Annotated in this window: 26 protein-coding genes; 16 read left to right on the top strand and 10 right to left on the bottom strand. The window is 67.0% G+C overall.

Annotated elements, in window-relative coordinates; all coding sequences use genetic code 11:
- The first annotated feature begins 204 nt into the window (after nucleotides 1-204).
- Both CSW63_RS23665 and CSW63_RS05365 read left to right on the top strand, forming a co-directional pair.
- Complete coding sequence (locus CSW63_RS23665) at nucleotides 205-336, top strand: hypothetical protein (protein ID WP_231737572.1); 132 nt, start codon at nucleotides 205-207, stop codon at nucleotides 334-336.
- Between the two features lie 40 nt (nucleotides 337-376).
- Nucleotides 377-691, top strand: coding sequence for a hypothetical protein (locus tag CSW63_RS05365; protein WP_062099064.1), 315 nt, complete (start codon nucleotides 377-379; stop codon nucleotides 689-691).
- Nucleotides 692-694: 3 nt separating this feature from the next.
- Here CSW63_RS05365 and CSW63_RS05360 read toward each other — a convergent pair whose 3' ends face one another.
- Entirely contained in the window at nucleotides 695-1,741 is a 1,047-nt protein-coding gene (locus CSW63_RS05360) for an IMCp domain-containing protein (RefSeq protein WP_062099118.1), read from the bottom strand.
- 143 nt (nucleotides 1,742-1,884) lie between these two features.
- On the opposite strand from CSW63_RS05360, the gene CSW63_RS05355 reads away from it, so the two are divergent.
- The gene (locus tag CSW63_RS05355; protein ID WP_062099065.1) at nucleotides 1,885-3,042 is read left to right on the top strand and encodes a DUF3089 domain-containing protein; all 1,158 of its coding nucleotides are present in this window, start codon (nucleotides 1,885-1,887) and stop codon (nucleotides 3,040-3,042) included.
- Between the two features lie 48 nt (nucleotides 3,043-3,090).
- Here CSW63_RS05355 and CSW63_RS05350 read toward each other — a convergent pair whose 3' ends face one another.
- Nucleotides 3,091-3,273 (bottom strand): DUF1328 family protein, encoded by a 183-nt coding sequence (locus CSW63_RS05350; RefSeq protein ID WP_062099067.1) that lies wholly within the window; start codon nucleotides 3,271-3,273, stop codon nucleotides 3,091-3,093.
- Nucleotides 3,274-3,380: 107 nt separating this feature from the next.
- On the opposite strand from CSW63_RS05350, the gene cobT reads away from it, so the two are divergent.
- From cobT to CSW63_RS05330, 4 genes are all read left to right on the top strand, one after another.
- A complete protein-coding gene (gene cobT / locus CSW63_RS05345; protein ID WP_062099120.1) occupies nucleotides 3,381-5,309 on the top strand; it encodes a cobaltochelatase subunit CobT in 1,929 nt (642 codons plus the stop codon).
- Nucleotides 5,306-6,388: an esterase-like activity of phytase family protein gene (locus CSW63_RS05340; protein ID WP_062099068.1), complete on the top strand. Its 1,083-nt coding sequence runs from the start codon at nucleotides 5,306-5,308 to the stop codon at nucleotides 6,386-6,388. Before cobT ends, CSW63_RS05340 begins: the two co-directional genes overlap by 4 nt.
- Nucleotides 6,389-6,594: 206 nt before the next feature.
- The gene (locus CSW63_RS05335) at nucleotides 6,595-6,894 is read left to right on the top strand and encodes a hypothetical protein (RefSeq protein WP_197425299.1); all 300 of its coding nucleotides are present in this window, start codon (nucleotides 6,595-6,597) and stop codon (nucleotides 6,892-6,894) included.
- A 230-nt stretch (nucleotides 6,895-7,124) separates the two neighbouring features.
- On the top strand, nucleotides 7,125-7,424 hold the full coding sequence (locus CSW63_RS05330) for a hypothetical protein (protein WP_168193602.1): 300 nt from the start codon (nucleotides 7,125-7,127) through the stop codon (nucleotides 7,422-7,424).
- A gap of 143 nt (nucleotides 7,425-7,567) precedes the next feature.
- Here the strand turns inward: CSW63_RS05330 and CSW63_RS23320 are convergent, their stop codons facing one another.
- From CSW63_RS23320 to CSW63_RS05315, 4 genes are all read right to left on the bottom strand, one after another.
- Nucleotides 7,568-7,708 carry a hypothetical protein gene (locus tag CSW63_RS23320; protein ID WP_156447809.1) on the bottom strand — a complete coding sequence of 47 codons (141 nt, stop codon included), beginning with the start codon at nucleotides 7,706-7,708 and terminating at the stop codon, nucleotides 7,568-7,570.
- Nucleotides 7,692-7,898, bottom strand: a complete 207-nt coding sequence (locus tag CSW63_RS05325) for a hypothetical protein (protein WP_062099074.1) — start codon at nucleotides 7,896-7,898, stop codon at nucleotides 7,692-7,694. The genes CSW63_RS23320 and CSW63_RS05325 overlap by 17 nt, the downstream gene beginning before the upstream one ends.
- A gap of 54 nt (nucleotides 7,899-7,952) precedes the next feature.
- Complete coding sequence (locus CSW63_RS05320) at nucleotides 7,953-8,312, bottom strand: DUF6481 family protein (protein ID WP_082749698.1); 360 nt, start codon at nucleotides 8,310-8,312, stop codon at nucleotides 7,953-7,955.
- 142 nt (nucleotides 8,313-8,454) lie between these two features.
- On the bottom strand, nucleotides 8,455-8,664 hold the full coding sequence (locus CSW63_RS05315; RefSeq protein WP_062099076.1) for a cold-shock protein: 210 nt from the start codon (nucleotides 8,662-8,664) through the stop codon (nucleotides 8,455-8,457).
- Nucleotides 8,665-9,178: 514 nt separating this feature from the next.
- Here CSW63_RS05315 and CSW63_RS05310 point away from each other — a divergent pair.
- On the top strand, nucleotides 9,179-11,104 hold the full coding sequence (locus tag CSW63_RS05310; protein ID WP_062099078.1) for a TonB-dependent receptor domain-containing protein: 1,926 nt from the start codon (nucleotides 9,179-9,181) through the stop codon (nucleotides 11,102-11,104).
- A 157-nt stretch (nucleotides 11,105-11,261) separates the two neighbouring features.
- Here the strand turns inward: CSW63_RS05310 and rpmB are convergent, their stop codons facing one another.
- Nucleotides 11,262-11,561, bottom strand: coding sequence for a 50S ribosomal protein L28 (gene rpmB, locus CSW63_RS05305; protein WP_010918547.1), 300 nt, complete (start codon nucleotides 11,559-11,561; stop codon nucleotides 11,262-11,264).
- A gap of 265 nt (nucleotides 11,562-11,826) precedes the next feature.
- On the opposite strand from rpmB, the gene CSW63_RS05300 reads away from it, so the two are divergent.
- Complete coding sequence (locus CSW63_RS05300) at nucleotides 11,827-12,312, top strand: DUF3617 family protein (RefSeq protein WP_062099080.1); 486 nt, start codon at nucleotides 11,827-11,829, stop codon at nucleotides 12,310-12,312.
- Nucleotides 12,313-12,471: 159 nt separating this feature from the next.
- On the opposite strand, the gene CSW63_RS05295 is transcribed toward CSW63_RS05300, so the two are convergent.
- Nucleotides 12,472-13,047 carry a methylated-DNA--[protein]-cysteine S-methyltransferase gene (locus CSW63_RS05295; RefSeq protein ID WP_062099082.1) on the bottom strand — a complete coding sequence of 192 codons (576 nt, stop codon included), beginning with the start codon at nucleotides 13,045-13,047 and terminating at the stop codon, nucleotides 12,472-12,474.
- Between the two features lie 80 nt (nucleotides 13,048-13,127).
- Here CSW63_RS05295 and CSW63_RS05290 point away from each other — a divergent pair, with 80 nt between their 5' ends.
- From CSW63_RS05290 to CSW63_RS05270, 5 genes are all read left to right on the top strand, one after another.
- The gene (locus CSW63_RS05290; RefSeq protein WP_062099084.1) at nucleotides 13,128-14,762 is read left to right on the top strand and encodes an amidohydrolase; all 1,635 of its coding nucleotides are present in this window, start codon (nucleotides 13,128-13,130) and stop codon (nucleotides 14,760-14,762) included.
- A 110-nt stretch (nucleotides 14,763-14,872) separates the two neighbouring features.
- Nucleotides 14,873-15,334: a hypothetical protein gene (locus CSW63_RS05285; RefSeq protein ID WP_062099086.1), complete on the top strand. Its 462-nt coding sequence runs from the start codon at nucleotides 14,873-14,875 to the stop codon at nucleotides 15,332-15,334.
- Nucleotides 15,335-15,537: 203 nt separating this feature from the next.
- On the top strand, nucleotides 15,538-18,096 hold the full coding sequence (locus CSW63_RS05280) for a helicase-related protein (RefSeq protein ID WP_062099087.1): 2,559 nt from the start codon (nucleotides 15,538-15,540) through the stop codon (nucleotides 18,094-18,096).
- Nucleotides 18,093-18,398 (top strand): RNA-binding S4 domain-containing protein, encoded by a 306-nt coding sequence (locus CSW63_RS05275; protein ID WP_062099089.1) that lies wholly within the window; start codon nucleotides 18,093-18,095, stop codon nucleotides 18,396-18,398. The genes CSW63_RS05280 and CSW63_RS05275 overlap by 4 nt, the downstream gene beginning before the upstream one ends.
- A 51-nt stretch (nucleotides 18,399-18,449) precedes the next feature.
- Nucleotides 18,450-19,250, top strand: coding sequence for a hypothetical protein (locus CSW63_RS05270; RefSeq protein WP_062099091.1), 801 nt, complete (start codon nucleotides 18,450-18,452; stop codon nucleotides 19,248-19,250).
- Here CSW63_RS05270 and CSW63_RS05265 read toward each other — a convergent pair.
- Nucleotides 19,231-21,315: a bifunctional diguanylate cyclase/phosphodiesterase gene (locus CSW63_RS05265; protein ID WP_062099093.1), complete on the bottom strand. Its 2,085-nt coding sequence runs from the start codon at nucleotides 21,313-21,315 to the stop codon at nucleotides 19,231-19,233. The two genes, CSW63_RS05270 and CSW63_RS05265, sit on opposite strands and share 20 nt — an antisense overlap.
- 264 nt (nucleotides 21,316-21,579) lie before the next feature.
- Here CSW63_RS05265 and fdxA point away from each other — a divergent pair, with 264 nt between their 5' ends.
- Both fdxA and CSW63_RS05255 read left to right on the top strand, forming a co-directional pair.
- Entirely contained in the window at nucleotides 21,580-21,921 is a 342-nt protein-coding gene (gene fdxA, locus CSW63_RS05260; RefSeq protein WP_010918540.1) for a ferredoxin FdxA, read from the top strand.
- Between the two features lie 350 nt (nucleotides 21,922-22,271).
- Nucleotides 22,272-22,781: a CarD family transcriptional regulator gene (locus tag CSW63_RS05255; protein WP_062099094.1), complete on the top strand. Its 510-nt coding sequence runs from the start codon at nucleotides 22,272-22,274 to the stop codon at nucleotides 22,779-22,781.
- Nucleotides 22,782-22,848: 67 nt separating this feature from the next.
- On the opposite strand, the gene CSW63_RS05250 is transcribed toward CSW63_RS05255, so the two are convergent.
- The gene (locus tag CSW63_RS05250; protein WP_062099096.1) at nucleotides 22,849-25,179 is read right to left on the bottom strand and encodes a PAS domain S-box protein; all 2,331 of its coding nucleotides are present in this window, start codon (nucleotides 25,177-25,179) and stop codon (nucleotides 22,849-22,851) included.
- Nucleotides 25,180-25,351 lie beyond the last annotated feature (172 nt).

The raw sequence follows: 25,351 nt of genomic DNA, 5'->3' as shown, positions 1-25,351 counted from the left end.
ATCGGCCAGCCGATCCAGAGCGGCGACATGGACTTCTAAGGAAGTCCATTAAGCTCAAGAGCTGAAATGGATTAGGGCGGGGCCGCAAGGCTCCGCCCTTTTCTTTGGTCCTTCACACTCCCGTGACGAGCGAAAAGGTCGCGCATCCAAGCAGCGGATTCGGCGTTAACCTCTGGCCAAGGTTTGAAGGCATGGAGGCGTCAGATGTCGTTCGTGCGTTTGTATCCCAACCACCGCCGCCGCCGCCCGTCGCGGACGTCGCTGGTGATCCTGGGTCTGTCGGCATGGCTGGCGCTGGGTCTGATCAGCCAGGCGGCGTTCCAGTTGATCGGCTGAGCCCCTTCCAGACACCGCCGCGCACGGCTACATCCCACGGATGTTCCGCCAGCGCCCCGACGCCGATCTCATCATTCAAGGCTGGGTCATCAGCGTGATGGTCGAAGTCCCCGGCGAGCGCGCGCCGGTGCGCCACTACTTCGCCGTCGGCAAGGCCGATCGGGCCCAGGCCGAGTGGACCGCCGTGGATCTGGCGATGAACGCCGGCGCAGTGGCTTCCAGCCCGGTGGGCGGCCAGGAGCCGGTCGAGGCGCTACGCGAGATCGTCGCCTACCGGATGCGCGATCTTGGCCTCAAGCCCGGCGAAGCGCGAGCCCTGGGCGACAAGAACCCTCGCCGCTGGCTTTCGCTCTAAGAGTCAGTGGCGCTTGCCGCCGCAGCCCGAGCAACCGCCGCCCCCGCCGCCGATGCGGATCGAGGTCGAGGCCGTCGCTGACGCGGTGGCCGAAGCGGTCGCCGACGCTGAGCCGCCCGCATAGCCGCCGCTGCGCCAGCCACCACCGCCGACTAGGCCGATCCCGCCATAACCACCGCCCCGTCCGCCCGAGGCCCGACCGATATAGCCGATCGGCAAGGGCGGCGGTTCGATCTCACCTCCATAGCGTTGCTCGTAGCGCTCCTCGCTGTGCTCGATCAGCTCGCCGCAGTTGCGCGCCGCACAGCCATTTACCGGCGCAGCGGGCCATTCGAGGTAGCCGCAGCTCTGGGCGCAGCCAGGCGCCGGTTGCACGGGGACGCCGCAGGGATGGGCGCAGCTCGGCGGCGGAGCAGGCCGCCAGTTGGAGCCGCAGGGGCCGGCGCACGGGGCCGGGCGCTCGACATAGCCACACGGGTTGGCGCATCCCTGAGACGGCGCCGCCGTGTAGACCGGACGATCGACATAAACGTAGATCGGCACCTGGATGATCTTCTCAACCACCTCGCCCGGCTTCTCGACTGGCACAGGCCGGTCGACATAGACGGGTTTCTCCACGATCTTCTCGACAATCTTTTCGACCGGCACTTCGACCCGCTTCTCGACCACGCGGTCGACATAGACGATCTTTTCCACCGGGCGATCGACATAGACCTTCTTCTCGACCGGAACCTGAACCAGCTTCTCGACCGGAACCTCGATCCGCTTCTCCACGACGACGGGGCGTTCGACGATCACGGGCTTCTCGACCACCTTCTCGACGATCTGGGTCGTGGGGCGGTCGACATAGACCGGCACGCGCTTTTCCACCACGACGGGCCGATCGACATAGACGATCTTGACTCGCGGCTTGGGTGTCACCCGTTTTGAGACAGGCGCGGGGGTCCGGACCGCGGCCGGGAAGCCGTCGGCCAGCACGGTCGATGCGCTGACAGACAACGCGGCGACGATCACGATCCCCACGCGCGAAAGGGTTTTGAGGCTGCTCACGGGCGCGACGCTCCTGTTCACCGTCCCGAACCGGGACGAGGCTTCGCCTTCGCGCAACGATCGGGCCAGACCCCTCTTGGCGACCGTCGTTCTTTTCCGCATTGTCGCGCCAAACGCGCGTTTGAGCGTGGGAGGGAAGCAGGATGAAGCGGACTTTGGCAGGCCTTGCGGCGATGGCGGTCCTGGGACTGGCGGGCGCGGCGAACGCTCAGACCGCGGCGCCAGCGCCCAACGACTACGGCAAACCAGAGTCGTGGCTGTGCCTGCCCGGCCGTGCCGACGCCTGCGCCGTAGACCAGACCACTACGATCGTCCAGGCCGACGGCAAGACCTCGGTGGAGACCTTCAAGCCCTTAGCCGCCCCGGCGTATGACTGCTTCTACGTCTATCCGACGGTATCGACCGATCCGGGCGGCAACAGCGACATGAGCATCGACGAGGCCGAGCGCCGGGTGGTCGAGCAGCAGCTGGCGCGTTTCGCCTCGACCTGCCGCGTCTTCGCGCCGATGTATCGCCAGGTCACCCTGGCGGCGCTGCGTGCGGTGATGATGGGACAAGGCGCGCCCGGCGACGCGGCGCTAGCCTATGGCGACGTGCGCGACGCCTGGAACTGGTACCTGAAGAACGAAAACAACGGCCGGGGTGTGATCCTGATGGGCCACAGCCAGGGCTCGCGGATGCTGCTGGAACTGCTGAAGAGCGAGGTCGACGGTAAGCCGGTCCAGAAGCAGATGATCGCCGCGTATGTGCTGGGCATGAACACGCCGGTCACCGACGGCAAATACGGCTCGATCCCGCTGTGTGAAAAGGCCGACCAAGCCGGGTGCGTCGTGACCTACGTTTCGTTCCGCGAAGCCAGCCCGCCGCCCGCCAACAGCCGCTTTGGCAAGACCGACGCCGAGGGCCGCCGCGCCGGCTGCGTCAATCCCGCCGCCCTGCTTGCTGGCAGGGCCTCGACCGACTCCGCCCCGCTACACACCTATCTCAGCGCCAAGGGCTTCGGGGCGGTGTCGGGCCAGCCACCTAAGCCGTTTGCCAAGGACCTAAGCGTGTCGACTCCGTTCGTGTCGATGCCGGGCCTGCTCTCGGCCAAGTGCGTCGCTGATGGCGACTTCACCTATCTGTCGGTGAAAGTGAACGCAGACCCGGCCGATCCGCGCACCGACGAGATCAGCGGCGACGTCGTCGTCGGGCCGGTGACCCTCAAGGACTGGGGCCTGCACCTGGTCGACGTGAACCTGCAGATGGGCGATTTGGTCGCCTTGGCCGGCCGTCAGGCCAAGGCCTACGGCGTGAAGTAGAGCAAGGTTCTCTGCTCCCCTGCGAAGCGGGGGAGCAGAGTTCGAACGCTACTTCGGGCCCGTCGCAGCCTTAAACAACGTACCGCCCAGCAGCAGCACAAGCACGAAGCCCACCAAGAACAGGAAGAACAGGATCTTGGCGACGCCGGCGGCCGCGCCCGCCACGCCGGTGAAGCCCAGCGCGCCGGCGATCAGGGCGACGACGGCGAGGATGATGGCCCACTTGAGCATATTGAGTTCCCTCCAGCAGCGCGCACGAGGCGCGGTCAGAAAATCAACGTCGCTCCCGCGCGCGGCGTTCCTTGTTTTCCCCGCCCGGCGCCTTTAACTCGAACCTCATGGTCTCCAAGCCCGAAAGCCCGACCGAACCCTTCAAGCGCGCCCTGGCGCACGCCGCGCGCTCGCTCGCCGAGACGCCGGACCTGGAGGTCGTGTTCTCGGGCGATGGCCCCCAGCTTCTGGGCAACCGGGCGGTGCTGCCGCACCCGCCCCGCGATCTGAACAGCAAGGAAGCCGCGCGCATCCGGGGCCTGGCCGATCAGATGGCCCTGCGCCTGGCGCACCACGACCCCCTCGCCCACGCCCGCGCGCGACCCAGCTCTCCGGACGGCCAGGCCGCCTTCGAGTCGATCGAGCAGGCGCGGCTGGAGGCGATCGGCTCCAACGCCATGGGCGGCGTGCGCGCCAACCTGACCGCCGCGCTGGAAGCTCGCCTGGAGAAGCAGGGGCTGACCCGCGCCGTCGCCACCGACCGCCAGTCCGCGCCGATGGCCGAGATCCTGGGCCTGATGGTGCGCGAGCGCCTGACCGGCGACGCACCGCCCGACGGCGCCAAGGCCCTGGTCGACATTCTGCGGAACGATATCGAGGCCCGGGCCGGCAAGGACCTAGACCGACTGGCCGACGCCATCGACGACCAGGCCGCTTTCGCCAAGGTGACTCGCGAGATCCTGCGCGACCTTGATCTCTCCGAGGATATGGCCGACGCCACCGAAAGCGCCGACGAGGAAGACGGCGAGGACGACGCCCCGACCGAAAACTCCGACGAGGATCAGGGCGAGGGCGAAGGCGAGCAGCAGGAAGGCTCGGCTCCGCAGGAAAGCGAGGCCACCGACCGCGAGAGCGAGGCCGGCGACGAGGAGATGGTCCAGTCGGACCAGGAAGGCGAGCCCGAGGAGTCGGACGAGAGCCCCGAGATGGGCGACGGCGCCAAGCCGGCCCGTCCCGACGCCAGCGCCGGTCAGGGCGGCGAGCCGCAGTACAAGATCTTCACCACGGCCCACGACGAGATCGTCGACGCAGAAGACCTATGCGACGCCGAGGAACTGACGCGCCTCCGCGCCTATCTGGACCAGCAGCTGACGGCGCTTTCCAGCGTCGTCTCGCGCCTTGCCAACAAGCTGCAGCGTCGCCTGCTGGCCCAGCAGAACCGCTCGTGGACCTTCGACCTCGAGGAGGGGATGCTGGACGTCGCCCGCCTGACCCGGGTGATCATCGATCCGACCGCGCCCCTGTCTTTCAAGCAGGAGGAAGACCAGGAGTTCCGCGACACGGTCGTGACCCTGCTGATCGACAACTCCGGCTCGATGCGCGGCCGGCCGATCATGGTGGCGGCGATCTGCGCCGACATCCTGGCCCGCACGCTGGAGCGCTGCGGGGTCAAGACCGAGGTGCTGGGCTTTACCACCCGCGCCTGGAAGGGCGGGACAAGCCGCGACGAGTGGATCAAGGCCGGCAAGCCCGCCGCCCCGGGCCGCCTCAACGATCTGCGTCACATCATCTACAAGGCCGCCGACGCGCCTTGGCGGCGGGCGCGCAAGAACCTCGGCCTGATGATGCGCGAGGGGCTGCTGAAAGAGAATATCGACGGCGAGGCCCTGATGTGGGCCCACCAGCGGATCATCGCCCGGCCGGAACAGCGCCGCATTCTGATGGTGATCTCCGACGGCGCGCCGGTGGACGACTCCACCCTGAGCGTCAATTCGGGCCACTATCTGGAGCGCCACTTGCGCCAGGTCATCGCCGAGATCGAGGGCAAGAGCCCCGTCGAGCTGATCGCGATCGGCATCGGCCACGACGTCACCCGCTACTACCGCCGCGCGGTCACCATTGTCGATGTCGAGCAGTTAGGCGGCGTGCTGGTCGAGCAGTTGGCGGCCCTGTTCGAGGAAGAGCCTCGGCAGATCGCCCGGACGCGCGGCCTGCTGGCCCCGCCGCCTGTCGTCACGCCGCAGGTCCCCAAGACCGCCAGCAAGGTCCCGGCGTGATCGGTCTGCGCACGGCGCTCGTTCTGGGCATGGTCGCCGGATTGGGTGGCCTCGCCACCCAGTGCGCGCCCCGTCGGCCGCCCGCCGTCGCGACGCCGCCCGCGCCGGTCAAGGTAGGCCCCGAGATCGCGGTGACCGCCACGCCGGTCCCGCTGGACGCGACCAACCCGGCCAAGACCACGCTGGACGGCGGCTTCACCTATGTCGGCGGCCTGGCTCTGACGAGCGCAACCACTACGCGGCTGCATGGCCTGTCGGACTTGGCGGTCGGCGCCGACGGCCAGTTGATGGCCATCACCGACGACGGCGACCTGTTCGAGGCGCGGATTCAGTTGGACGCGAGCGGACGTCTGGTCAGCGTCACCGGCGGCAAGCTGCGCTCCTTGTCTGGGCTCGACGGACGCCCTCTGCAGGGCAAGCAGCAGGCCGACGCCGAGGGCCTGGCGGTGCTGCCGAACGGCGATCGCCTGGTCAGCTTCGAGCGCGACCATCGCATCTGGCTCTATCCTGTCCAGCCTGATGGCGGCTGGGGAACGCCCCGCCCCGCCCCCAAGCCCGCGACCGTCTTTCCCGACAACGAAGGCATGGAGGCCCTGGCCGCCTATCCTGCCGCCGGGCCCGACGCCTACATCGTCGGCGGCGAGGAAGGCGAAGTCTGGATCTGCAGGGTGTCAGCCGATTGCAAATCGCTGCCGCCTCAATCCGGACCCGACTTCACCTGGGGCCTTTCGGGCTTCGCGCCGTTCGCCGGCCCGGCCGTGGCGACGTTGCATCGCGGCTTCGACCCCGTACGCGGCTGGCGCGCCATCGTTCGCTTCGTGTCCGACCCCACCGTCCCGACCGCGCGTCAGCGGATCTCGGCCACCCTGCGGCTGGAAGGCTCGACGACGCGCGACAACATCGAGGGCGTGGCCCTGACCCGCTCGCCCTCGGGCGGCACGCGCCTTTACCTCATCTCGGACGACAACGCCGCCGAGACGCAGCGCACTCTGCTGTTGGCCTTCGACTGGTCTCCGCCGCCGCTACCGCCGGCCCTGCCGCCCAAGCCCGCCAGGAAGTCACCCATCCGCAAGCGCTGAGGACCGAGCGCTCGCCCGTAAAGTGGTTTCGTTGGCAACGATATGTTACCGCTAACATTTTCGTGAAGCGAGCACCTTCGCACTTGCGGTAGACAACGTTGTCATACACCAATGCCCGAGACGGACGACGAGGCGAGATCCTGGGGGCCGTCAGAGGAACGCGTCGGGAGGCGGTTGCACTCAACCTCCTTTCCGGGACCACCCACATGATCCGACTGCTTGTTATCGCCCTCACCGCCCTGATGGCCGCCACCGCCACCAACGCCGGCGAGATCACTGTCAAGGTTCGCGGACGCGCCACGCCGGTCGTCCACGCCGAAATCGTCAGCGCCGCCCGGCAGCTCTGCAAGGAAGACCTGGCCGGCAACCCTCAGGCCAGCGACCTGACGCCGTTCTGCGTCCGTGAAGTCACCCGCGACGCCGTGGTTCGCGCCAAGAACGCCGAACTGCGGGCCTACAACAAGGCCCAAGGCCGCGCCGCCTATATGCGCGTCGCCTCCCGCTGATGATCGATCCACGCCTTGGCCGGGGCCTACACGCTCCGGTCAAGGCGCCTGTTGCGCTATTATCGGCGCCAGTAAATTTCAACGTGTGCAGCGCAACATAATCGTTGATCACTCAAAAGAGCGTTGCTATGGACTCAGCGACGGCCCAACAGGCGACAGACCGGGGACCGGCCGTCAGAGGAACGCGTCTGGAGGGGGTTGACCACAACCTCCTTTTTGGACCCTTCGACATGATCCGCTCGTTCGTTCTGGCCGCCTCGGCCATCGCCACCCTGGTCGCCGTCCCGGCCTCGGCTCAAGAAGTCCGCATCAAGGTCGCCGGTCGCCCGGCCGCCGAAGTCCGCGCCGAAATCGTCAAGGCGGCCTCGACCGTCTGCTGGAAAGACGTCCGTGGCGAAGCCCTCGCCGGCTACTTGTACCCGGCCTGCATCCGCGCTTCGGTCAACGACGCCGTCGCCAAGCTCAACAGCCCGGCCCTGACCGCCTACAACGCCGCCAACCCGGCCACGGGCGCTATCGTCTCGCGCTAAGCCGCCCCTCAGTTCGCGTTAGTACCAAGCTTTCAAAACCCGCCGCAGCACAGGTCGCGGCGGGTTTTGCTTTGTCAGATGCAGGGCGGCGATGACTGGCGTCGGTCTGGGATTACTCACCACAGGCTCGCCCGAGCCGAAGGTCAGTCGCTAGCCTGGCCCAGGCGCTGGACGAGGTCGACGCCGGCGTCCGTGATCATCCACAGCCCTCCCGTCCGCGCGGCCAGACCAAGGCCGGTCAGAGCGGCCAAGCCGACTGACAACAGGTCAGATCGCGAAGCCATGCTCGCCCGATATCCGAACCTGGCAGGCGTGACCCTGACCGATGCGCTCTCGAGCCCGTTTTGAGGCTGACGCCTTGGCGATATCCTTGTCCGCCGAGGCGCCGAAATAGACGCCGGCCTCCTCCGCAGCCCAAAGGCCCTCATTGCGGCGGACCGTGATGACGATGCGTTGGCCGATAAACTTGTTCATGGCTGTCCTTGAATGCGAGGCGAGTAAAATGACTGGAACGCCTGAACGGCTGGGCTAGCGCCGGGCTTGGCGCGCAGCGTACTTGGCGTCACGCTTGGCCTTGGCTTCTGCGGCGCTGAGCACCTTGCGCTCCTTGCGTGCGCCGCGCTTGGCGGCCAGGGCTTCGGCGTCGACGGCGGCCTGGGCTTGCACGGCGCCTTCTTGCGCGTCGGCGATCGCCTGCTTGGCGTCCGCGCGTGTTTGCAGGCGCGCCGCCCGGACCGCGTTGAGTTCTTCGGCCCGCATGGCCTGGCGCTGCGCAAACAGCGGGTCGGCGACCGCCGCCTTGGGGCGGAGCTTGGCGACCAGCAGCGCCTTGGCGGCCGCCGCCGTTTCGAGGCGCTTCGAGAATTTTGTATCGTAGGTGGGGATCATGAAACCTTCAGCGACTTGAGGGCAGGCTTGCCAATCTGCGGCGGGGCCAGCTTGAGCTGACGCTCACCCGGACAGACCAAGACGCCCATAGGCCTGAATAAAGAAAAGGGCCGGTAGCGTGTGCTGACCGACCCCTTTTTCGTTACGCTGCGGACAACTGCCCGGCGGACATCTTGCCGCTGCGTTGGTCGCGTTCGAGCTCGTAGTTGAGTTTCTGACCTTCATCAATCGAACCCAGGCCGGAGCGCTCGACGGCTGAGATATGCACGAACGCATCCGCGCCGCCGTCGCTCGGTTGAATGAAGCCAAAGCCCTTGGCGGCGTTGAACCACTTCACGGTGCCGGTAGCCATGTTTGTATCTTTCAGATGTGGTGACGCGAGACCTCAAGTAGGCCCTGCGATCAAATTGTCGGAGAGGTTCTTGGCAGGCTTCGAAGCTCGATCCGGAGAGCAAGCGTGGAGAGCAACCGAGCCAGTGCGATATTCAATAAATCAATACTGACTCATAAATATATTTTATGCAAATCATTTATTTATTGGGGGAATTTTCTAGCGTTTATTTTTCGAACTACGACTCGAATTTTCTAGCGCAATTTCATTCAACAGCGCGGAATTTATGAGTATTTGCAGTGGAAATTAGGAGCTGAGACAGAGCTATTTTCGCCGCCAAGCTCACCCCCTTGGACGCCACCCGCCGATCAGGGCTGACTGCCGGACCCAAGGAATGCCCCGGCGCCCCGGCTTGCCAAATCCGCGCAATTGCCCCATTGCCCCTGTTACAGAATAACAGACAAGGGGAAGCCTCAGGATCACGCGCCCAGCCGCGCGCGAACCGCTCGCCCCTGTCCCAGCGAGTGCGCTTGACATGCGTTTCCCCTCCCGCCGCCTGACGGCGTTTATGCTGGCCTCCGTCTTCGCCGTTCCGGGCGCAGCCCTGGCCCAGCGCGTCGGCGATAACGCCGTGGCCGGGGCGGAAGACGCGTTCGGCGCCAGCATCGGCAACGAACGCGTGGGTCTCTACAGCGCCAGTGAGGTGCGGGGCTTCTCGCCGATCGCCGCCGGCAATATCCGGCTTGAGGGGCTTTACGTGGATCGCCCCGCCGGTTTCACCGACCGCCTCGTGGCCAGCAACGTGGTGCGGGTGGGCCTAGCGGCCCAGAACTACCTGTTCCCTGCCCCGACCGGGGTCGTGGACTACCGCATTCGGCCGTCCGGAGATCAGCCGGTGCTGAGCGTGCTCGCGGGTTACGGCCCCCTGGACGGCGGTCGCCTGGAGCTCGACGGTCAGCTTCCCGTCTCCAAGACCCTCAGCCTGTTCGGCGGCGTCGCCAGCTTCGACGACGAGTATGGCAGCGGCGCCGACGCTATCTACGCCTCCTATGCCCTTGGGGCGCGCTGGCGGCCGGCTCCCGGCGTCCAGATCATGCCCTTCTGGAGTCGCGTCGACACCTGGAACCGCGAGTCCGCGCCGATCTATGTGGCCAGCCTGGGCGTGCTGCCGCCCGAGGTTGCGCGTCGACGCTATGTCGGACCCGGCTGGGCCGATATCCGCAGCCTCGCCACCAACAGCGGCATCGTCGTCCAGGCGCCGCTACCCGCCGAGCTCGGCCTTTCGCTGGGCCTTTTCCGCTCGGAAAACGACACCCGAGACAACTACGCCCACGTCCTGACCGGAATCACCGCCGACGGGTGGGCGACACGTCGGATCAGCCGCGATCCCCAACAGACCAGCAACGCCACCAGCGGTGAGGCCCGTCTCAGCCGAACCTTTGTGCAGGGCGACTTTTCCCACGGCCTGCACGTCTCGGTGCGAGGCCGGGTTCGCGACAGCCTGTACAGCGGGGGCGGCGCCCAGACCTACGGTCAGGTGCGGCTGGAGGATCGCGTCGACACGCCGCCGCCGACCTTTGTGCTTGGCCCGCGCACCGCAGAAGAGGTCAAGCAGTGGACGGGCGGCGCGGCCTACGACCTGCGCTGGCGTGGTCGCGGCTCGCTGATGCTGGGCCTGCAGCGCACCGATTATCGCAAGACCGTGCGCCGCCCCGGCGCTGCGGCCACCCTCACTCGCGACAGCGCCTGGCTCTACAACGCTGCCGCCTCCTGGACCCTGACGCGCCAGCTGGCCCTCTATGGCAGCGTCACGCGCGGACTGGAGGAAAGCGGCGTCGCCCCCGACAGCGCCGCCAACCGCACCCAGGCTCTGCCGGCCATCATGACCGACCAGTGGGACGCGGGCGTGCGCTGGGTGCTGCCGGGCGACCTGCGACTGGTCGCCGGCGCCTTCGACGTCCGCAAACCGTATTTCGCGCCCGACGAGGCCAATGTGTTCCGCGAGATGGGCATGGTCCGTCACCGGGGCCTGGAGGTCAGCATGACCGGTTCGCCGATCGAGGGCCTGAACCTCGTGGCCGGTGCGGTCCTGATGCGGCCCCGGGTCACTGGCGCGCCCGTCGCGCAAGGCCGACTTGGCCCCAAGCCGGTGGGTCAGACAGCCCGGACCCTGACCCTCAGCGGCACATGGGCCCTGCCGGTCGAGGGCCTGGCCCTGACCTTCGCCGCCAACCACCACGGTCGCCGCACCGCCGACCAGCTGAACCGCGTCTCGACCCCAGCCGCCACGATCTGGGACGCGGGCCTGCGCTATCGCTTCGACATGGGGAAGACGCCCGCCCTGCTGCGCCTGCAGGTGACCAACCTGACGAACGCCTTCGACTGGCGCGTGGTCAGCAGCGGAACCTACGACGTCAACGCGCCCCGCGCGGCGGCGCTGTTCCTGACGATGGATTTCTGAGGGCGGGGGCGCTTCAACGTCCCTAATCGGGCGCTCATCCCGCAAGCACCGGCTCTACGTCCTGCGTCCGCCGCGCTTCACGCCGCTCACGACGAAAAACCCGCCAGGATCGCTCCTGGCGGGTCTTGAACTTGTCAGCCTTAAAAGGCTTGAAGCCTTAGGCGGCCTGAGCGGCGGCCTTGGCCTTGGCCTTCACCTGGGCCTTGATCTTCAGGGCGCGCGGCGACAGCTGCTCGTCCTTGGCGCCCAGCAGGAAGGTGTCCAGGCCGCCCTTGAAGTCGAGCGTGCGCAGGGCCGCGTTGCTGATGCGCAGCTTGAAGCTCTGGCCCAGCGACTCCGACTGGAGCGTGGCGGGCGACAGGGCCGGCAGAAAGCGGCGCTTGGTCTTGATGTTCGAGTGGCTCACATTGTGGCCGACCATCGGACCGATACCGGTAAGTTCGCAACGGCGCGACATGGTGGTTACCTTGGCTTGGGCGAAGCCCCGCCCTCTTGAGAAGAGCTTGGCCCGCTAAGATATGAATTCGGGCACGCAGTCGGATTGGGGTCCGCCGCGCGAGAGCGGGCGATATAGGCGAAGGCCCGCCCTTGAGTCAAGGCTGGTCTCGGCTTGTCCGGTCCGTCGGCTTTTGCGGCTGCGAAGGAACCTGACCCGTTCGCGCCGCCTTCAAGCACGGTTCATCTGGCGCCTTATATAGAAGTCGCCTGAAGGAGACCCGCCCATGCGTTCCACCACCCTCGCCGCCTCTGCCCTGGCTCTCGCCGCCGGCGTCGCCGTGGCCGGATTCAGCCTGGCCCAGCCGCTGGTGAGCGCGGCGAGTCGCGTCGCGACGCCAGTTGCGGCGAAGACGACGATTCTCCCCGGTCACTGGGAATACGACTACAAGATCGGCCCGATCCCGGCCGGCACAGAGACCCGCTGCCTGAAGCCCGCCGATGTCGAGCAGTTCTCGCGCGGCATCTGCACCCGGAAGTACCGCTGCGACTACACAACCAATATCGTCCAGAACGGCAAGATCCGGCTGAAGGGCTCGTGGACCGACAAGAAGGACCGCGTCGCCCCGGTCAACGCGGAGGGCAGCTACACGCCCGAGAGCTTCAAGCTGAACATCCATATGAAGACGATCAACGGCCTGCCGCTCGCCGGAACCATGACCGCCAAGCGCCTGTCGGCCGACTGCCCGCCCGACCAGACGGCGGCCAAATAGCCGCGAGGCGCGGAAACCGATTTGTGGTTAATGCAGTTTAAGCTACAATAGCTAGTAGGGAACAAACACTGAATTGGCGAACGTCGCTGATTCGGTCCCGATTCGTTTCGCCCCTGTTCGGCGAAGCGTTAGCGCGCGTTAAGCGGTTATGCCGGGCGCTCAGCCACCCCTCGGAGGGGCCACCGAAAACTCCAGGTCGAACAAGGTCGGCGCGGCGCCGGTCTTCGCCTTCTCGATCGTCAGCAGCCGAGCCTTGGTCGTCGAGCCGCCCGAGGCCGAAAAGCCGCCCATGCTCCCCGACGACCCCAGCACCCGATGGCATGGCACGACGATCGGCCAGGGGTTCTCGCCAAGCGCCTTGCCCACGGCGCGCGCGGCGCCGGGTTCGCCCATGGCGCGGGCCACCTCGCCATAGGTCGAGGTTTCGCCCGGCGGAATGGCCCGGGCGATCGCGTAGACTCGCATGTGGAAGGCGCTCTGCCCCTCCAGGTCGAGAACAATGTTGGCGAGGTCGTCGCGCCCGCCGGCCAGCAGGTCGCGGATGCGATCGATGACAACCTCGATCTCAGGCGTCGGCTCGGTCTCGACGGCGTCGGGAAAGCGCTTGCGCAGCCGCGCCCAGGCCGCGCCGGGCGTGGCCTCGGGCAACTGCACGCCAATCAGGCCGCCAGCGCCCCAGGCGAGGCCGCAGCGGCCGATCACGGTGTCGAAAAAGGCGAAACCCTGCGTGGTCATGGGCAAAAGCTAGCAGGCCTGTTGCGACTTGGCAGGCGGCCGCCGTACGTTTTCCAGATCTTGCTCTCTGGAGACCGCCCGTGCGCCGCCTTGTTCTCGCCGCCCTGCTGGCCGCAACCTCTTTGACCACGGCTCAAGCCGGCGACCTTCTGATCCATGGCGGGCCGATCCATACCGGCGTCGAGGCGGCTCCGACGGCTGAGGCGGTGCTGATCCGCGACGACAGGATCCTATTCGTCGGTCCGCTGGCCGTCGCCAAAGCCAAGGCCGCCAAGGATGCCCGCGCCATCGATCTGAAGGGCGCAGCGGCCTATCCGGGCTTCGTTGACGCCCACGCCCACTTGACCGGCATCGGCCTACGCGAGCTGACGCTGAACCTCGACCAGGTGAAGTCTGTCGCGGAGCTGGTCGCCACGGTCAAGGCTTACGCCGCCGCTCATCCCGAGGGCGCGATCTATGGCCGGGGCTGGATCGAGACCCACTGGCCCGAGAAGCGCTTCCCGACCAAGGCTGACCTCGACGCCGCCGCGCCGGGGCGGATCGTCGTGCTGGGCCGTTCGGACGGCCACGCCAGCGTCGCCTCCAGCGCAGCCCTGGCCAAGGCTGGCGTCAACGCCGCCACCGTCCCGCCCCCCGGCGGCGACATTCTAAAAGGCCCCGACGGCCAGCCCGACGGGATGCTGATCGACCACGCCCAGAGCCTAGTGAAGGACGTCATCCCGCCGCCGAACGAGGCCCTGAAGCGCGAAGCGCTGCGCAAGGCGGGCGAACTCTACGCTGCGCGCGGCTGGACCGGCATGGCCAATATGAGCGTCATGGCCGAGGATCTGGCCCTGCTACGCGACGAGGCGGCCAAGGGCGCCTTCCACATCCGCGTCGACAACTACATGGACCCCAGCGGCGCAGAGGAGGTTCTGACCAAAGGCCCGCAAACCGACGCCACCGGCCTGATCCGTACGCGCGGCATCAAGCTCTATATGGACGGCGCCCTGGGCTCGCGCGGCGCGGCCCTGCTGGAGCCGTACAGCGACGCCGACACCCTGGGCCTGCAGCTCACGCCCCGCGACCAGGGCCTGGCTCTGATGAAGCGCGCCAAGGCCGCAAGCGCGCAGGTCGCCATGCACGCCATCGGCGATCGCGGCAATCGCCTGGTGCTGGACTGGTTCGAGGAGAGCCTGGGCGCCGACGCCAAGGCCGCCCGTTGGCGCAACGAGCACTCTCAGATCGTCGCCGACACCGACGTGCCGCGCTTCGCCAAGCTGGGCGTCATCGCTTCGATGCAGCCCAGCCACGCGATCGGCGACCTCTATTTCGCCCCGGCGCGCCTGGGCAAGGCCCGCCTGCATGAGGGCTATCGCTGGGCGGACTTCCTGAAGGCCGGCGTCGTGGTGGCGGCAGGCTCGGACGCCCCGGTCGAGGTCGGCGATCCGCGCATCGAGTTCTATGCCGCCGTCTACCGGCACAGCCTGGACGGCTTCGCCAACGGAGACTGGGGCCTCGACCAGGCCGTCAGCCGGGCGCAGGCGCTCAAGATGCTGACCCTGGCTCCGGCCTACGCCGTGTTCCGCGAGAAGGAGCTGGGTACGCTAGAGGCGGGCAAGAAGGCCGACGTCACCGCCTTCGATCGCGACCTGATGACCGTCGAGCCCAAGGCCATCCTCACGGCTCAGCCGGTGCTGACGGTGGTGAACGGCAAGGTGGTGTTCTCTCGATAAACCCACATTCGGTTCGAAAGCCGTGGATTCAGCCTCGTTTCAGCTTCGGCTCAGCGAGGGTTCAGGCAACGGCGGCATGTGTGGGGGCATTCCAAGAGGAGCCACCACACATGTCCAACAAGAGCAGCCGATCCAACAGTTCCGCTACGTCGTACGATCGTGACTCCGACGAAGGCCGCGAGTCTTTCGCCTTCAATGGGCTGAAGCTGAAAGGGGGCTCCGGCGACGACACGCTGACCGGCGGCGCCTTGAACGACAAGATCGAGGGCGGTCGCGGGGCCGACCGCATCGACGGCGGCGCCGGCAATGACAAGATCGAAGGCGGCAAAGGCAACGATATTCTGACGGGCGGGACCGGAGCCGACATCTTCGAATTCGAGCGCGGCGACGGCCGCGACGTGATCACCGACTTTTCGGCCGCGCAGGGTGACCGGCTGCACCTCGATGACCATGTGGCCTACACGGTGGCCCAGGTGGGTAGCGATGTGGTGGTCAGCCTCTCAAGCGGCGATCAGGTCACCCTGACCGGCGTCAGCCTCGCCCAGCTCCCCGCCGGCTGGATCACCCTCTGATCCCGTTCCGCCCGAACGTTTCAGCCCCCGCGTTCGGGCGGCGCTCCGCGCGCCGCACCTCAAGGCCTGGCGGCATAACGCAAGCGGCCTGAGGCGCTGCCCGCGGGGCGCATCCGGAGGATGTAAGGCGCCTGCACGGTCTGTCAGCGCAAGTCCAGCCCGTCACGCTTGCCCCCACCCGATTCCCGCCCCACCTTGCGGCGATGAGCGACCGTTCGACCGGCCTGGCCCCTTCGAAGCTGACTGCGGTTCTGGGCCCCACCAATACCGGCAAAACGCACCTGGCCGTCGAGCGGATGCTGGGCCACGCCTCGGGCATGATCGGTCTGCCGCTGCGCCTTCTGGCGCGCGAAATCTATGACCGCGTCGTCAAGCTGCGCGGCAAGGCGGCCGTGGCGCTAATCACCGGCGAGGAAAAGATCGTCCCGGCCCGCGCGGCCTATTTCGTCTGCACGGTCGAGGCCATGCCGCTGGCCCGCGAGGTCGAGTTCCTGGCGGTCGACGAGATCCAGCTGTGCGCCGATCCCGAGCGCGGCCACATCTTCACCCACCGCCTGCTGCACGCGCGCGGCAAGTTCGAGACCATGTTCCTGGGCGCGGGGACCATGGCCCCGCTGGTCCGCCGCCTGCTGCCCGACGCCGAGATCGTCAGCCGCGAGCGGTTCTCCAACCTCTCCTACGCCGGCTCCAAGAAGCTGACCCGCCTGCCTCGGCGCACGGCGATCGTCGCCTTCTCCACCGACGCGGTCTACGCCATCGCCGAGCTGATCCGGCGTCAAAGGGGTGGCGCCGCCGTGGTCATGGGCAGCTTGAGCCCTCGCACCCGCAACGCCCAGGTCGCCCTCTACCAGTCCGGCGAGGTCGACTTCCTGGTGGCCACCGACGCGATCGGCATGGGCCTGAACATGGATGTCGACCATGTGGCCTTCGCGGGGCTTCGCAAGTTCGACGGCAAGCGCACGCGCTGGCTCTATCCGCAGGAGGTGGGCCAGATCGCCGGGCGGGCGGGCCGCTACACCCGCGACGGCACCTTTGGCGTCACCGGCGACTGCGAGGAGATCGACGAGGACCTCGTCGAAGCCGTCGAGAGCCATACCTTCGAGCCGATCACCCAGGCCGAGTGGCGCAACGCCCGCCTGGATTTTGGCTCCCTGCCCGGCCTGCTGCGCTCGCTGTCCGAGACGCCCCAGCGCGGCGCCCTCAAGCTGTCGGACGAGGCGCTGGACGAGCGCACTCTGCGGGCCCTGGCCCAGCAGGAAGACGTCATCAAGCGCTGCAAGGCCGACCGCTCGGCGCTGATCCGGCTGTGGGAGGTCTGCCAGACGCCAGACTTCCGCAAGACCACCGACGACGACCACCAGCGCATGGCGCGGACCCTGTTCGACGACCTGACGACAGGCAGGAAGCGGCTGCCCGAGGACTGGGTGGGAGCCCAGTTCAAGGCCCTGGACCGCACCGATGGCGAGATCGACAGCCTAGCCGCGCGGCTCTCGGGGGTGCGGACGCTGAGCTACATCGCCAATCGCCCCGACTGGGTCGCCAACCCCGCTCACTGGCAGGGTCTGACCCGCCAACTGGAAGACCGGATCAGCGACACCCTGCACGAAAAGCTGATGGCCCGGTTCATCGACCGGCGCACCAGCGTGCTCCTCAAGCAGCTGGGCGAGCGCGAGACGCTCTACGCCGGGGTCGGCCAGGACGGCGAGGTGACGGTGGAGGGCCATGTGGTCGGCCACCTGTCGGGCGTGGCCTTCACGCCGGCCAAGGGCGCCTCGCCACTGGAGGAGAAGGCCCTGCGCAACGCCGCCCAGCGCGCGGTGGGCCCCGAGGTCGCCCGGCGCCTCGGCCTGCTGGCCAGCGAGGCCGACGACGCCTTCGCCCTGACGCCGGACGGCGCGATCCTGTGGCGCGGCGAGGTGGCGGGCGCGGTGCGTCGCGACCAGCCCTTGCTCTCTCCCCGTGCCCGCCTGTTGGGGGACCTGGGTCCCGCCGCCGTGCGCGAGCGGGCCGAACGGCGGCTGGAAGCCTTCCTGGCCGGAGAGGTCGACCGGCATCTGGCCCCGCTACGCAAGCTGGAGCGGGCGCTGGCCGGCGGCGACCTTCGAGGCTTGCCGAGGGGCGTCGCCCACCGCCTTCTCGAAGCGGGCGGCGTGCTCGACAAGCGCCCGGTTGATCCGGAGCTGAAGGCGCTCAGCCAGGCCGAGCGGCGCGCGCTCAAGAGCCTGGGCGTGAGGATCGGGGCCTTCAGCCTCTATTGCCCTGGCGTGCTGCGCGCCGAGGCGATCGCCTGCGCCCGGGCCCTCACTCCTTCTGGCTGGCGCGGGGCCCTGACGACGCTGGAGAAACTGCCCTCGCCTGAGCCGTCGGCCCGCGAGCTCTCGGCCAGCGGCCTGCGCGCGGTGGCTGGCTTCAGCATCCCGGTCGAACAGCTCGAAACGCTCGACACGCTTCTTCGCGCAGAGCAGCGGCCTGGCGGCGTGGTCCTGACCGATGCGGCGCTGGAGCAGTTGGGCTGGAACGCCGCCCAGGCTTCGACCGTTCTGCGCGCGCTCGACTATACGCCCGCCATCCGCGCCAAGCCGGACCAGCCGATCGTCTGGAAGCGCCGCGGCGCGGCCAAGCTGGAGCAGAAGCCGGTCGAGGCGCGGCCCGACTCGCCTTTTGCGGCCCTGGCCAAGCTGACTGAACCACCGCCTGCGCCCGCGCGCCGCAAGCGCCCGCGCCGCCGGAAATCCGCCGCGCCCAAGCAGGCCGCCTCGTGAGCGACGCCGCATCCGGAAACGACGCCGCCAAGGAGGCTGCCCGGGCCGACGTCTGGCTGTGGCGCGCCCGCTTCTTCAAGACCCGCTCGTTGGCCGCCAAGTTCGTCGATGAAGGCCGCATCCGCCTGACCCGCGCCGGGATCGAGAGCCGCATCGACAAGCCCTCGCGCACCTTGAAGCCGGGGGACGTGCTGGTGTTCGGCCTGGCGGGGCGCCTGGTCGCGATCCGGGTGCTCGACTGCGGCGAACGACGCGGGCCGGCGTCCGAGGCGCGGGGGTTGTACGAGGCGGTGGAGGGCTAGACGCCGCCGCGCGGATCGCTACCCTGGGTCGAGTTTCGTACGGAGGGGTTAATGACGTCGCGTCTGTTCTCGGGCTTGCTGGGCCTGGCGCTGCTCGTGGCCGCGCCGGCGATCGCCGCCGAGACCCTACGCCCGCCGATCCGTGTGTTCGACACCCGGACACTCGAGCAGTTGGGCGCCACGATCTATCGCCAGGACCGCGCGGCGTGGCTGGCCAGCGATGCGCTGATGGCCAAGATCAAGGATCCCGCCAAGGAGAAGATCGTCGGTTGGGTCGTCGAGGGCCGTGGGGACGCCGACACTGTCCGCTTCGTGCGCGACACGGGCCAGGGGCCCGAGGCCGGCTTCGACGTCGAGGTCACCGCCAAGGGCGCCGGCAAGCCGACAACGCCGTCCGACCGGGCCCTGACCGACCGGGAACGCGCCGCCTTCGCCGCGCGCATGAGCGCCGCCAAGATCGCGCCCAAGCCGTGCGCCGGAACCTTCAACAGCGTGGTCGCCAAGGACCCGACCAGCGACGGTTGGCTAGTCTGGCTGCTGTCGCCCAGCCCCGCCAGAGGCGCGGTTCCGGTCGGCGGGCATTATCGCTTCTCGATCAGCGCCGACGGCCGAACCGTGAAGCAGGTCGATGCGCTGTCCGCCAGTTGCCTGACCCTGCAGCCGCCCCCGCCCGACGCCAAGGCGGCGGGTCTCGTCGCCAGCCATGTCGTCTCACCGACCCCGGTCGAGACTCACGTGTTTCTCAGCCTCGCTTACCGGCAGCCGCTGTATGTCGTCACCGGCGAGCAGTTCTGGCCGGTCCAGGAAGGCCGGATCGGCCGGCCCTCGCCGATCAAGCGCCAAAGCCCCTGAGAAAGGCCGCCACCGCGCTGGCCGGCATCGGGCGGCCGAAGTGGTAGCCCTGGATCTGGTCGCAACCGTAGCGCTGAAGCGTCTTCAGTTGCTCGGCGTCCTCAACGCCTTCAGCCACGACCTTCATGCCCATGGACGAGCCTAGGGTGATGACGGCTTTCACGATGGCCTCGTCCTCGCCGTTCTGGACGAAGGACTTGTCGATCTTCAGACGGTCGATCGGGAACTGACGCAGGTTGGCCAGGCTGGCGTAGCCGGTGCCGAAGTCGTCCAGGGCGATCATCACGCCCGCCTCGTGCAGGCGGCGTACCGTGTCGCTGACCAGATCCGAACCCCAGCCCATATAGACGTTCTCGGTGACCTCGATGGTCAGGCGCTCGCACGGCACGTTCCAGCGGGCGAGGCGCTCCTGGACCTCTTCGGCCAGGCGACCGCTGCGGAACTGGGCCGAGCTGATATTGACGGCCACGCGGCCGAACTCGACGCCCTCATCCAGCCAGGCCCGCATCTGTTTCAGCGCGGCCTCGAAGGCCACATCGCCCAGCTTCAGCGACAGGTCCTGGTCCTCGAAGGCGGCCATGAACCGCGCCGGCGTCAGGACCCCCTGCTCAGGGTGAACCCAGCGCATCAGGGCTTCGAAGCCAGCGACCCTGTTTTCGCGGATGTCGACCACAGGCTGGTAGTAGAGCGTGAACTCATTCTCCGTCAGGGCCGCGCGCACGTCGCGTAGCAGTTCCAGACGCTGCTCCACCTCCGATCGCATCGACGGCTCGAACAGGATGCTACGATTGCGGCCCGCCTCCTTGGCCCGATAGAGGGCGATGTCGGCGTTCTTGATCATGTGGGCCGGGTCGGCGTCCAGATCGCCGTGCAGCGCGGCGCCGATGCTGGCGCTTGCGGTAAAGCTGCGCCCGCCATGCTCGATAGGTCGACGCAGCAAGTCCTGCAGCGCCTCGATCGGTCGGATCATGTCGGCTTCGCCGTGCAGACCGCGCAAGATCACCGCGAACTCGTCGCCGCCCAGGCGCGCGACCGTGTCGCCCGCCCGGAAAGCGTGCTGCAGCATACCCGCCAAGCGCTTGAGCAGGGCGTCGCCGGCGTCGTGACCCAGGGTGTCGTTGATGTCCTTGAAGTGATCGACGTCGATCATGATCAGGCCGAACATCTCACCCAGCGTCTCCGACGCCGACACCGCCTCCTGGAAGCGGTGCTGGAAGAGTGTTCGGTTGGGCAGGCCCGTAAGCGGGTCCTTGAAGGCCAGGGTCTCGATCGCCTCGGTCTGGCGACGGCGGTCGGTGATGTCCTTGAACAGGTTCACCAGCTTCTCGGGCTGACCGTCCTGGCCGATGAACACCTTGCCGACCGACCGGACCCAGGTCTCGACGCCATCGTCGCGCTTGAGCTTGAACTCGAACACCCGCGCCTCGCCCAGCTTGCGGCTGGCCACAAGGTCGGCGCAGCGCTGGCGGTCGTCGGGATGCACGATCTCCAATGGATCATCCTTGAACGTGCAGTACTTCTGAAGCTCTGGAGCATGGCCCGAAAAGTACACCTGCCGGGTGCGCAGATCATATTCGCGCACGAGAAGGTCATCCAACTCCAACGCCATGGTCAGGCGCTGGCGGTCGCGTTCGGCGCGCAGCACGCTCTCGGCGTAGCCGGTGACGTCCCGGGCCGTGACCATCACCGCGTATGGTTCGCCGCCATCGCGGCAGGCGCTGAACTCGGTGCGCCAGACGCGTTGGGCGCCCGCCTCGTCGGTCACCGGCAGATACCGCGAAAACGCCAACCCCTCCTCGGCGCAAGCCAGCAGGGCGGCGGCGTCCTCGGGCGCAACAAGACCCCCGTCCGCCGCGTCGTCGCCAATCGACAAGCCGGCGACGATCCCCTGCGCCATCCACTCCTGACTCACCGCGATAAGCGACAGGTCTCGATCCAGCAGCGCTGCGGCGAACGGTATCTCGGCGACGAACGCGCCAAACGCCCGAGCTCGCGCCTTACCAACGGCGCGCTCCTCGTCTTCGGCGTACGGATCTCGTCGGACAGCCAAGGCTTCGATCTTCATATAGTCGGGTTCCCGACATTGTTTTTATTGGACGTTTCCCGAGCGGCATAATTCCGTTCGTTCAATAAGAAATGGTTGTCGGGCGCGTAACCGCTTGTCGCGGCGTCGATCGATAGCCGCCCACGCACCAGACGAGAAAAGCGGCCGTCCTGTCGTCGTCGTCAGAATTCCTGAGCCCGTACGCGACCAAGCCGCATTGACAAGCGGGCCCCAGGCTTCGAAAACGCGCCCGCCGAACTCCGCCCGTTCTCAATCGAGTTTTCGATGACCTACATCGTCACCGACGCCTGCGTCCGCTGCAAGTTCATGGACTGCGTGGAGGTGTGCCCGGTCGATTGCTTCTACGAAGGCGAGAACTTCCTCGTCATCAATCCGGATGAATGCATCGACTGCGGCGTCTGCGAACCCGAATGCCCGGTGGACGCGATCAAGCCCGACACCGAGGACGAGGCCGACGGCAAGTGGCTGAAGATCAACGCCGACTACGCCAAGGTCTGGCCGAACATCACGGTCAAGGGCGAGCCGCCCGCCGACCGTGAGGATTTCGAGCGCGAGACCGGAAAGTTCGAAAAGTACTTCAGCGAAAAGCCCGGCAAGGGTTCCTGATCCCAGCGCGATTTCTCAAGCGGCATAACCGAGCGCCAGCGAAAGCTTGGCCGCGCGATCCTGCTTGCCTGGACGCAACCCTTTCATAGGGCTTAATTTTATGCTATTGTCTTTGACGACGTGACAGTGGCGCTCGTTCGCGACGGTCCGTCTTGTCGAAGAAGCCGTTTCAGAAAACCCATTTGAATCGGCCCGCCCGATCGAAGGCGAAGGGTGTCTTAGAGGTCTATTCCAAATCCTGACAGGCTTGGCCCCGCGATCCGTGTCCCGCGGAGTGGGAACCTGTCGCTTTTGGTTTGGGAATGATGACGGCGTTCGGGCCCCGCGGGCCCGTATTGAAGAGGACGAACATGAGCAAGACTGGTCTGGAATTCTCGGTCGGCGATCACGTCGTTTATCCCGCGCACGGCGTGGGCAGCATTCAGGCGATCGAGACCCAGGAAGTGGCCGGCATGTCGCTCGAGGTTTACGTCATCACCTTCGACCACGAAAAAATGACCCTGCGCGTTCCGACCAAGAAGGCGAAGACGGCCGGTCTGCGTCCGCTGGCCGAAGGCGGCACGGTCAGCCAGGCGCTGACCACCCTGAAGGGTCGCGCCCGCGTGAAGCGCACCATGTGGTCGCGCCGCGCCCAAGAGTACGAAGCCAAGATCAACTCCGGCGACCTGATCTCGATCGCCGAAGTGGTCCGCGACCTGCACCGCGCCGAGAACCAGCCGGAGCAGTCCTATTCTGAGCGCCAGCTGTATGAATCGGCGCTGGACCGCATGGCCCGTGAAGTCGCCGCCATCGAGCGCATCGACCGTGAAGCCGCGATCGGCATCCTGACCAAGTCGCTGGTCAAGGCCGCCGCCGCCTAAGCAGCGCTCCGGACCGCGAACACAAGGCGCCCTCCGCAATGCGGAGGGCGTTTTTTGTTTTCCGGGGTCAGATCGCGACGGAACGCTGAGCGCCGGCCACGGCCTGGATCAATTGCGCGGCGGTGATCGGCTTGCGCACCAGGCCATCGAAGATGTCGGACAACTGGAAGTCCATGTCCGCCGAGAAGGCCAGGATCGGCGCGCTCTGGTTCGGCCCGGGTTCGGCGCGGATCAGGCGCGTAGCGTCCAAGCCGTCCAGCACCGGCATGCGGATGTCCATCAGGATCAGGTCAAAGGCCTGGGCCCGCGCTGCCTCCACCGCCTGCTGACCGTCACGGGCCTCGACCACCTCGGCGTCGAACACGCCGAGGATGGCGCGGGTCATCTCGCGATTGAGCGCATTATCGTCGGCCAGCAGGATGCGGCCGCCCGAACGAACGGGCTCGAAGATCGGTTCGGGGTCAGGGCCAGCGTCCTCGTCACGAAGCGGCGCGGCGGCGGGGATCGCGAACCAGAAGGTGCTGCCCTCGCCTGGCTTGCTGCTGGCTCCGATGCGCCCATCCATGGCCTCGACCAGCCCCTTGCTGATCACCAGCCCCAACCCCGAGCCGCCACGTGAGCGTGATCGCGAAGCCTCGACCTGGGAGAAGCGCTTGAAGAGATGCACTTGGTCGGTAGGATCAATGCCGATACCCGTGTCCTTGACCGCCACGAACAGCTCGCCCATCGCCGCGCGCCAGATCACCTCGACTGTGACCGATCCGGTATCGGTATAGCGTATGGCGTTACCGATCAGGTTGATCAGCACCTGCCGGACCCGATCGGGATCGATCATCAGCACGCGTGGCGGTGGATCGACCATCCGCACGCCGATCTCGAGGTTCTTTTCGGCCGCGTGCAGCGCGAACATGCGGACCGTGTCTTCGATCAGGGGAGTCAAGGCGCATGGCGCAATGTGCACCTGCACCTGCCCCGTCTCCAGCTTCGACATCTCCAGGACGTCATTGATGACCGACAGCAGCGCCTTCCCCGCCGTGGAGATCCGGCCGACATAATCGCGGGCCTGCGTGGGCAGGTCGTCTAACCCCTCGACCAACGCCGCGAAGCCGATCACGGCGGTCAGCGGGGTTCGCAGTTCGTGACTCATGTTGGCGAGGAAGGCCGAGCGGGCCTCAAGCGCCTGCTGCGTCCGCGCCTGTTCAGCGGCGAGTTCGTCCCGCGCGCGCTTGTACTCAGTGATGTCCCGAACCACGCCTTCGATCCGTCCGGCGGTGCGATCCAGCACGGGCCGGCCTTGCAGCCAGACCCAGTGACCATCCTTGTGAAGCCCCCGCGCTTCCAGGATAGGCGGCACGGACTCAGGATCGGCCAGCACCTTGCCAAAGCCCTGCACCAGACCCGGCAGGTCGTCGGGGTGGGTCAGCTTGGCGGCCTTGCGTCCCAGCAGTTCGGCCTCGGTGTAGCCCAGCACCGTCTCGACGGCCGCGCTGGCGAAGAGAATGTTCCCCCGTCGGTCGACCTCGATAACGATGTCGCGCGTCGCCTTCGCCAAGTCCTGGAACCGTGACTCGGTTTTGGCGAGACTCTGTTGCGCCGCCACCAGGTCGGTGACGTCGACAGTGGTGCCCGACATCGCGACGGGCCGTCCATCCTCGCCGAGGTCGAACTCGAAACTGCCGACGATATGACGAACTTCTCCATCGACCCTGACAATACGGTCCATGCGATTGCGTGAAGGCTCGCCTGTCCGCAGACGCTCGGCGACCCAGGCGCGCGCGGCCGAACGGTCTTCAGGATGAAAGCGGCTTAGCACCTCGCCCAAGGAAACCGGCTCATCAGCTGACCAGCCATAGATTTCTCGACAACGCGGCGACAGGTAGACCTCATTGGTGATCAGATCCACCCGCCAGAAGGCGACTTGGGCGACCTGTTCCGCAAGCATGGCGCGTTGCAGCGTTTCGCGCATGGCCTCGCGAGCTTGGCGCGCCTCTTCCTCCAACCTAACGCGCTCGTCGATATCGCGGGTGACCGCCACCAGTTCCGAGGGCTCGCCGTGCTCGTCCCTCACCAGACTGAGATGGCTTTCCAGCCAGACATAGCGGCCGTCCTTGGCCCGTCCGCGGTACCGTACGCTGCCCTGGTCGGCGCCGGCGCGGATCTTCTCGTAAACCTCGGCTACGGCGGGCGCATCGTCGGGGTGATAGTAGGCCTGAAAGCCGGCCTCCAGCACTTCCGCCGCCGTCCAGCCCAGCATCCGCTCGACCGCCGGGGAAACATAGTCATCGGTTCCGGAGAACCGGTGGCGACTGATCACGTCTCCCGCCTGCTCGGTAAGGAGACGGAAGAAAGCCTCGCTGGCCTTCAGCGCATCGATGTCTTGCTGGAACGGCGTCGGCATCACCCGTTCATCGCCTTAAAACTCTCAACAACATCATTATACTTCGCCGTTGCGACAATGCGTCGCGGCGCCCCGACCGCGCGCGACATTCAAGACATCAGGTTTACTCAACCCTTTCACGACCGAGCCGCCGAGCGCCGAGTTTCGTTGCTCAGCCGGATCAAAGCGGGCT

The organism is Caulobacter sp. FWC26 (assembly GCF_002742645.2).
Classification (GTDB): domain Bacteria; phylum Pseudomonadota; class Alphaproteobacteria; order Caulobacterales; family Caulobacteraceae; genus Caulobacter.
Note: the sequence above shows the minus strand (reverse complement) of the source record. Positions and strands in the feature narration are given on the sequence as shown.

Excerpts from the sequence above, each read along its gene's own strand:
- CSW63_RS23665 (WP_231737572.1), top strand. The coding sequence starts at position 205 with ATGTCGTTCGTGCGTTTGTATCCCAACCACCGCCGCCGCCGCCCGTCG.
- CSW63_RS05365 (WP_062099064.1), top strand. The coding sequence starts at position 377 with ATGTTCCGCCAGCGCCCCGACGCCGATCTCATCATTCAAGGCTGGGTC.
- CSW63_RS05355 (WP_062099065.1), top strand. The coding sequence starts at position 1,885 with ATGAAGCGGACTTTGGCAGGCCTTGCGGCGATGGCGGTCCTGGGACTG.
- CSW63_RS05350 (WP_062099067.1), bottom strand. The coding sequence starts at position 3,273 with ATGCTCAAGTGGGCCATCATCCTCGCCGTCGTCGCCCTGATCGCCGGC.
- cobT (WP_062099120.1), top strand. The coding sequence starts at position 3,381 with ATGGTCTCCAAGCCCGAAAGCCCGACCGAACCCTTCAAGCGCGCCCTG.
- CSW63_RS05335 (WP_197425299.1), top strand. The coding sequence starts at position 6,595 with ATGATCCGACTGCTTGTTATCGCCCTCACCGCCCTGATGGCCGCCACC.
- CSW63_RS05330 (WP_168193602.1), top strand. The coding sequence starts at position 7,125 with ATGATCCGCTCGTTCGTTCTGGCCGCCTCGGCCATCGCCACCCTGGTC.
- CSW63_RS23320 (WP_156447809.1), bottom strand. The coding sequence starts at position 7,708 with ATGGCTTCGCGATCTGACCTGTTGTCAGTCGGCTTGGCCGCTCTGACC.
- CSW63_RS05325 (WP_062099074.1), bottom strand. The coding sequence starts at position 7,898 with ATGAACAAGTTTATCGGCCAACGCATCGTCATCACGGTCCGCCGCAAT.
- CSW63_RS05320 (WP_082749698.1), bottom strand. The coding sequence starts at position 8,312 with ATGATCCCCACCTACGATACAAAATTCTCGAAGCGCCTCGAAACGGCG.
- CSW63_RS05315 (WP_062099076.1), bottom strand. The coding sequence starts at position 8,664 with ATGGCTACCGGCACCGTGAAGTGGTTCAACGCCGCCAAGGGCTTTGGC.
- CSW63_RS05310 (WP_062099078.1), top strand. The coding sequence starts at position 9,179 with ATGCGTTTCCCCTCCCGCCGCCTGACGGCGTTTATGCTGGCCTCCGTC.
- rpmB (WP_010918547.1), bottom strand. The coding sequence starts at position 11,561 with ATGTCGCGCCGTTGCGAACTTACCGGTATCGGTCCGATGGTCGGCCAC.
- CSW63_RS05300 (WP_062099080.1), top strand. The coding sequence starts at position 11,827 with ATGCGTTCCACCACCCTCGCCGCCTCTGCCCTGGCTCTCGCCGCCGGC.
- CSW63_RS05295 (WP_062099082.1), bottom strand. The coding sequence starts at position 13,047 with ATGACCACGCAGGGTTTCGCCTTTTTCGACACCGTGATCGGCCGCTGC.
- CSW63_RS05285 (WP_062099086.1), top strand. The coding sequence starts at position 14,873 with ATGTCCAACAAGAGCAGCCGATCCAACAGTTCCGCTACGTCGTACGAT.
- CSW63_RS05280 (WP_062099087.1), top strand. The coding sequence starts at position 15,538 with ATGAGCGACCGTTCGACCGGCCTGGCCCCTTCGAAGCTGACTGCGGTT.
- CSW63_RS05270 (WP_062099091.1), top strand. The coding sequence starts at position 18,450 with ATGACGTCGCGTCTGTTCTCGGGCTTGCTGGGCCTGGCGCTGCTCGTG.
- CSW63_RS05265 (WP_062099093.1), bottom strand. The coding sequence starts at position 21,315 with ATGAAGATCGAAGCCTTGGCTGTCCGACGAGATCCGTACGCCGAAGAC.
- fdxA (WP_010918540.1), top strand. The coding sequence starts at position 21,580 with ATGACCTACATCGTCACCGACGCCTGCGTCCGCTGCAAGTTCATGGAC.
- CSW63_RS05255 (WP_062099094.1), top strand. The coding sequence starts at position 22,272 with ATGAGCAAGACTGGTCTGGAATTCTCGGTCGGCGATCACGTCGTTTAT.
- CSW63_RS05250 (WP_062099096.1), bottom strand. The coding sequence starts at position 25,179 with ATGCCGACGCCGTTCCAGCAAGACATCGATGCGCTGAAGGCCAGCGAG.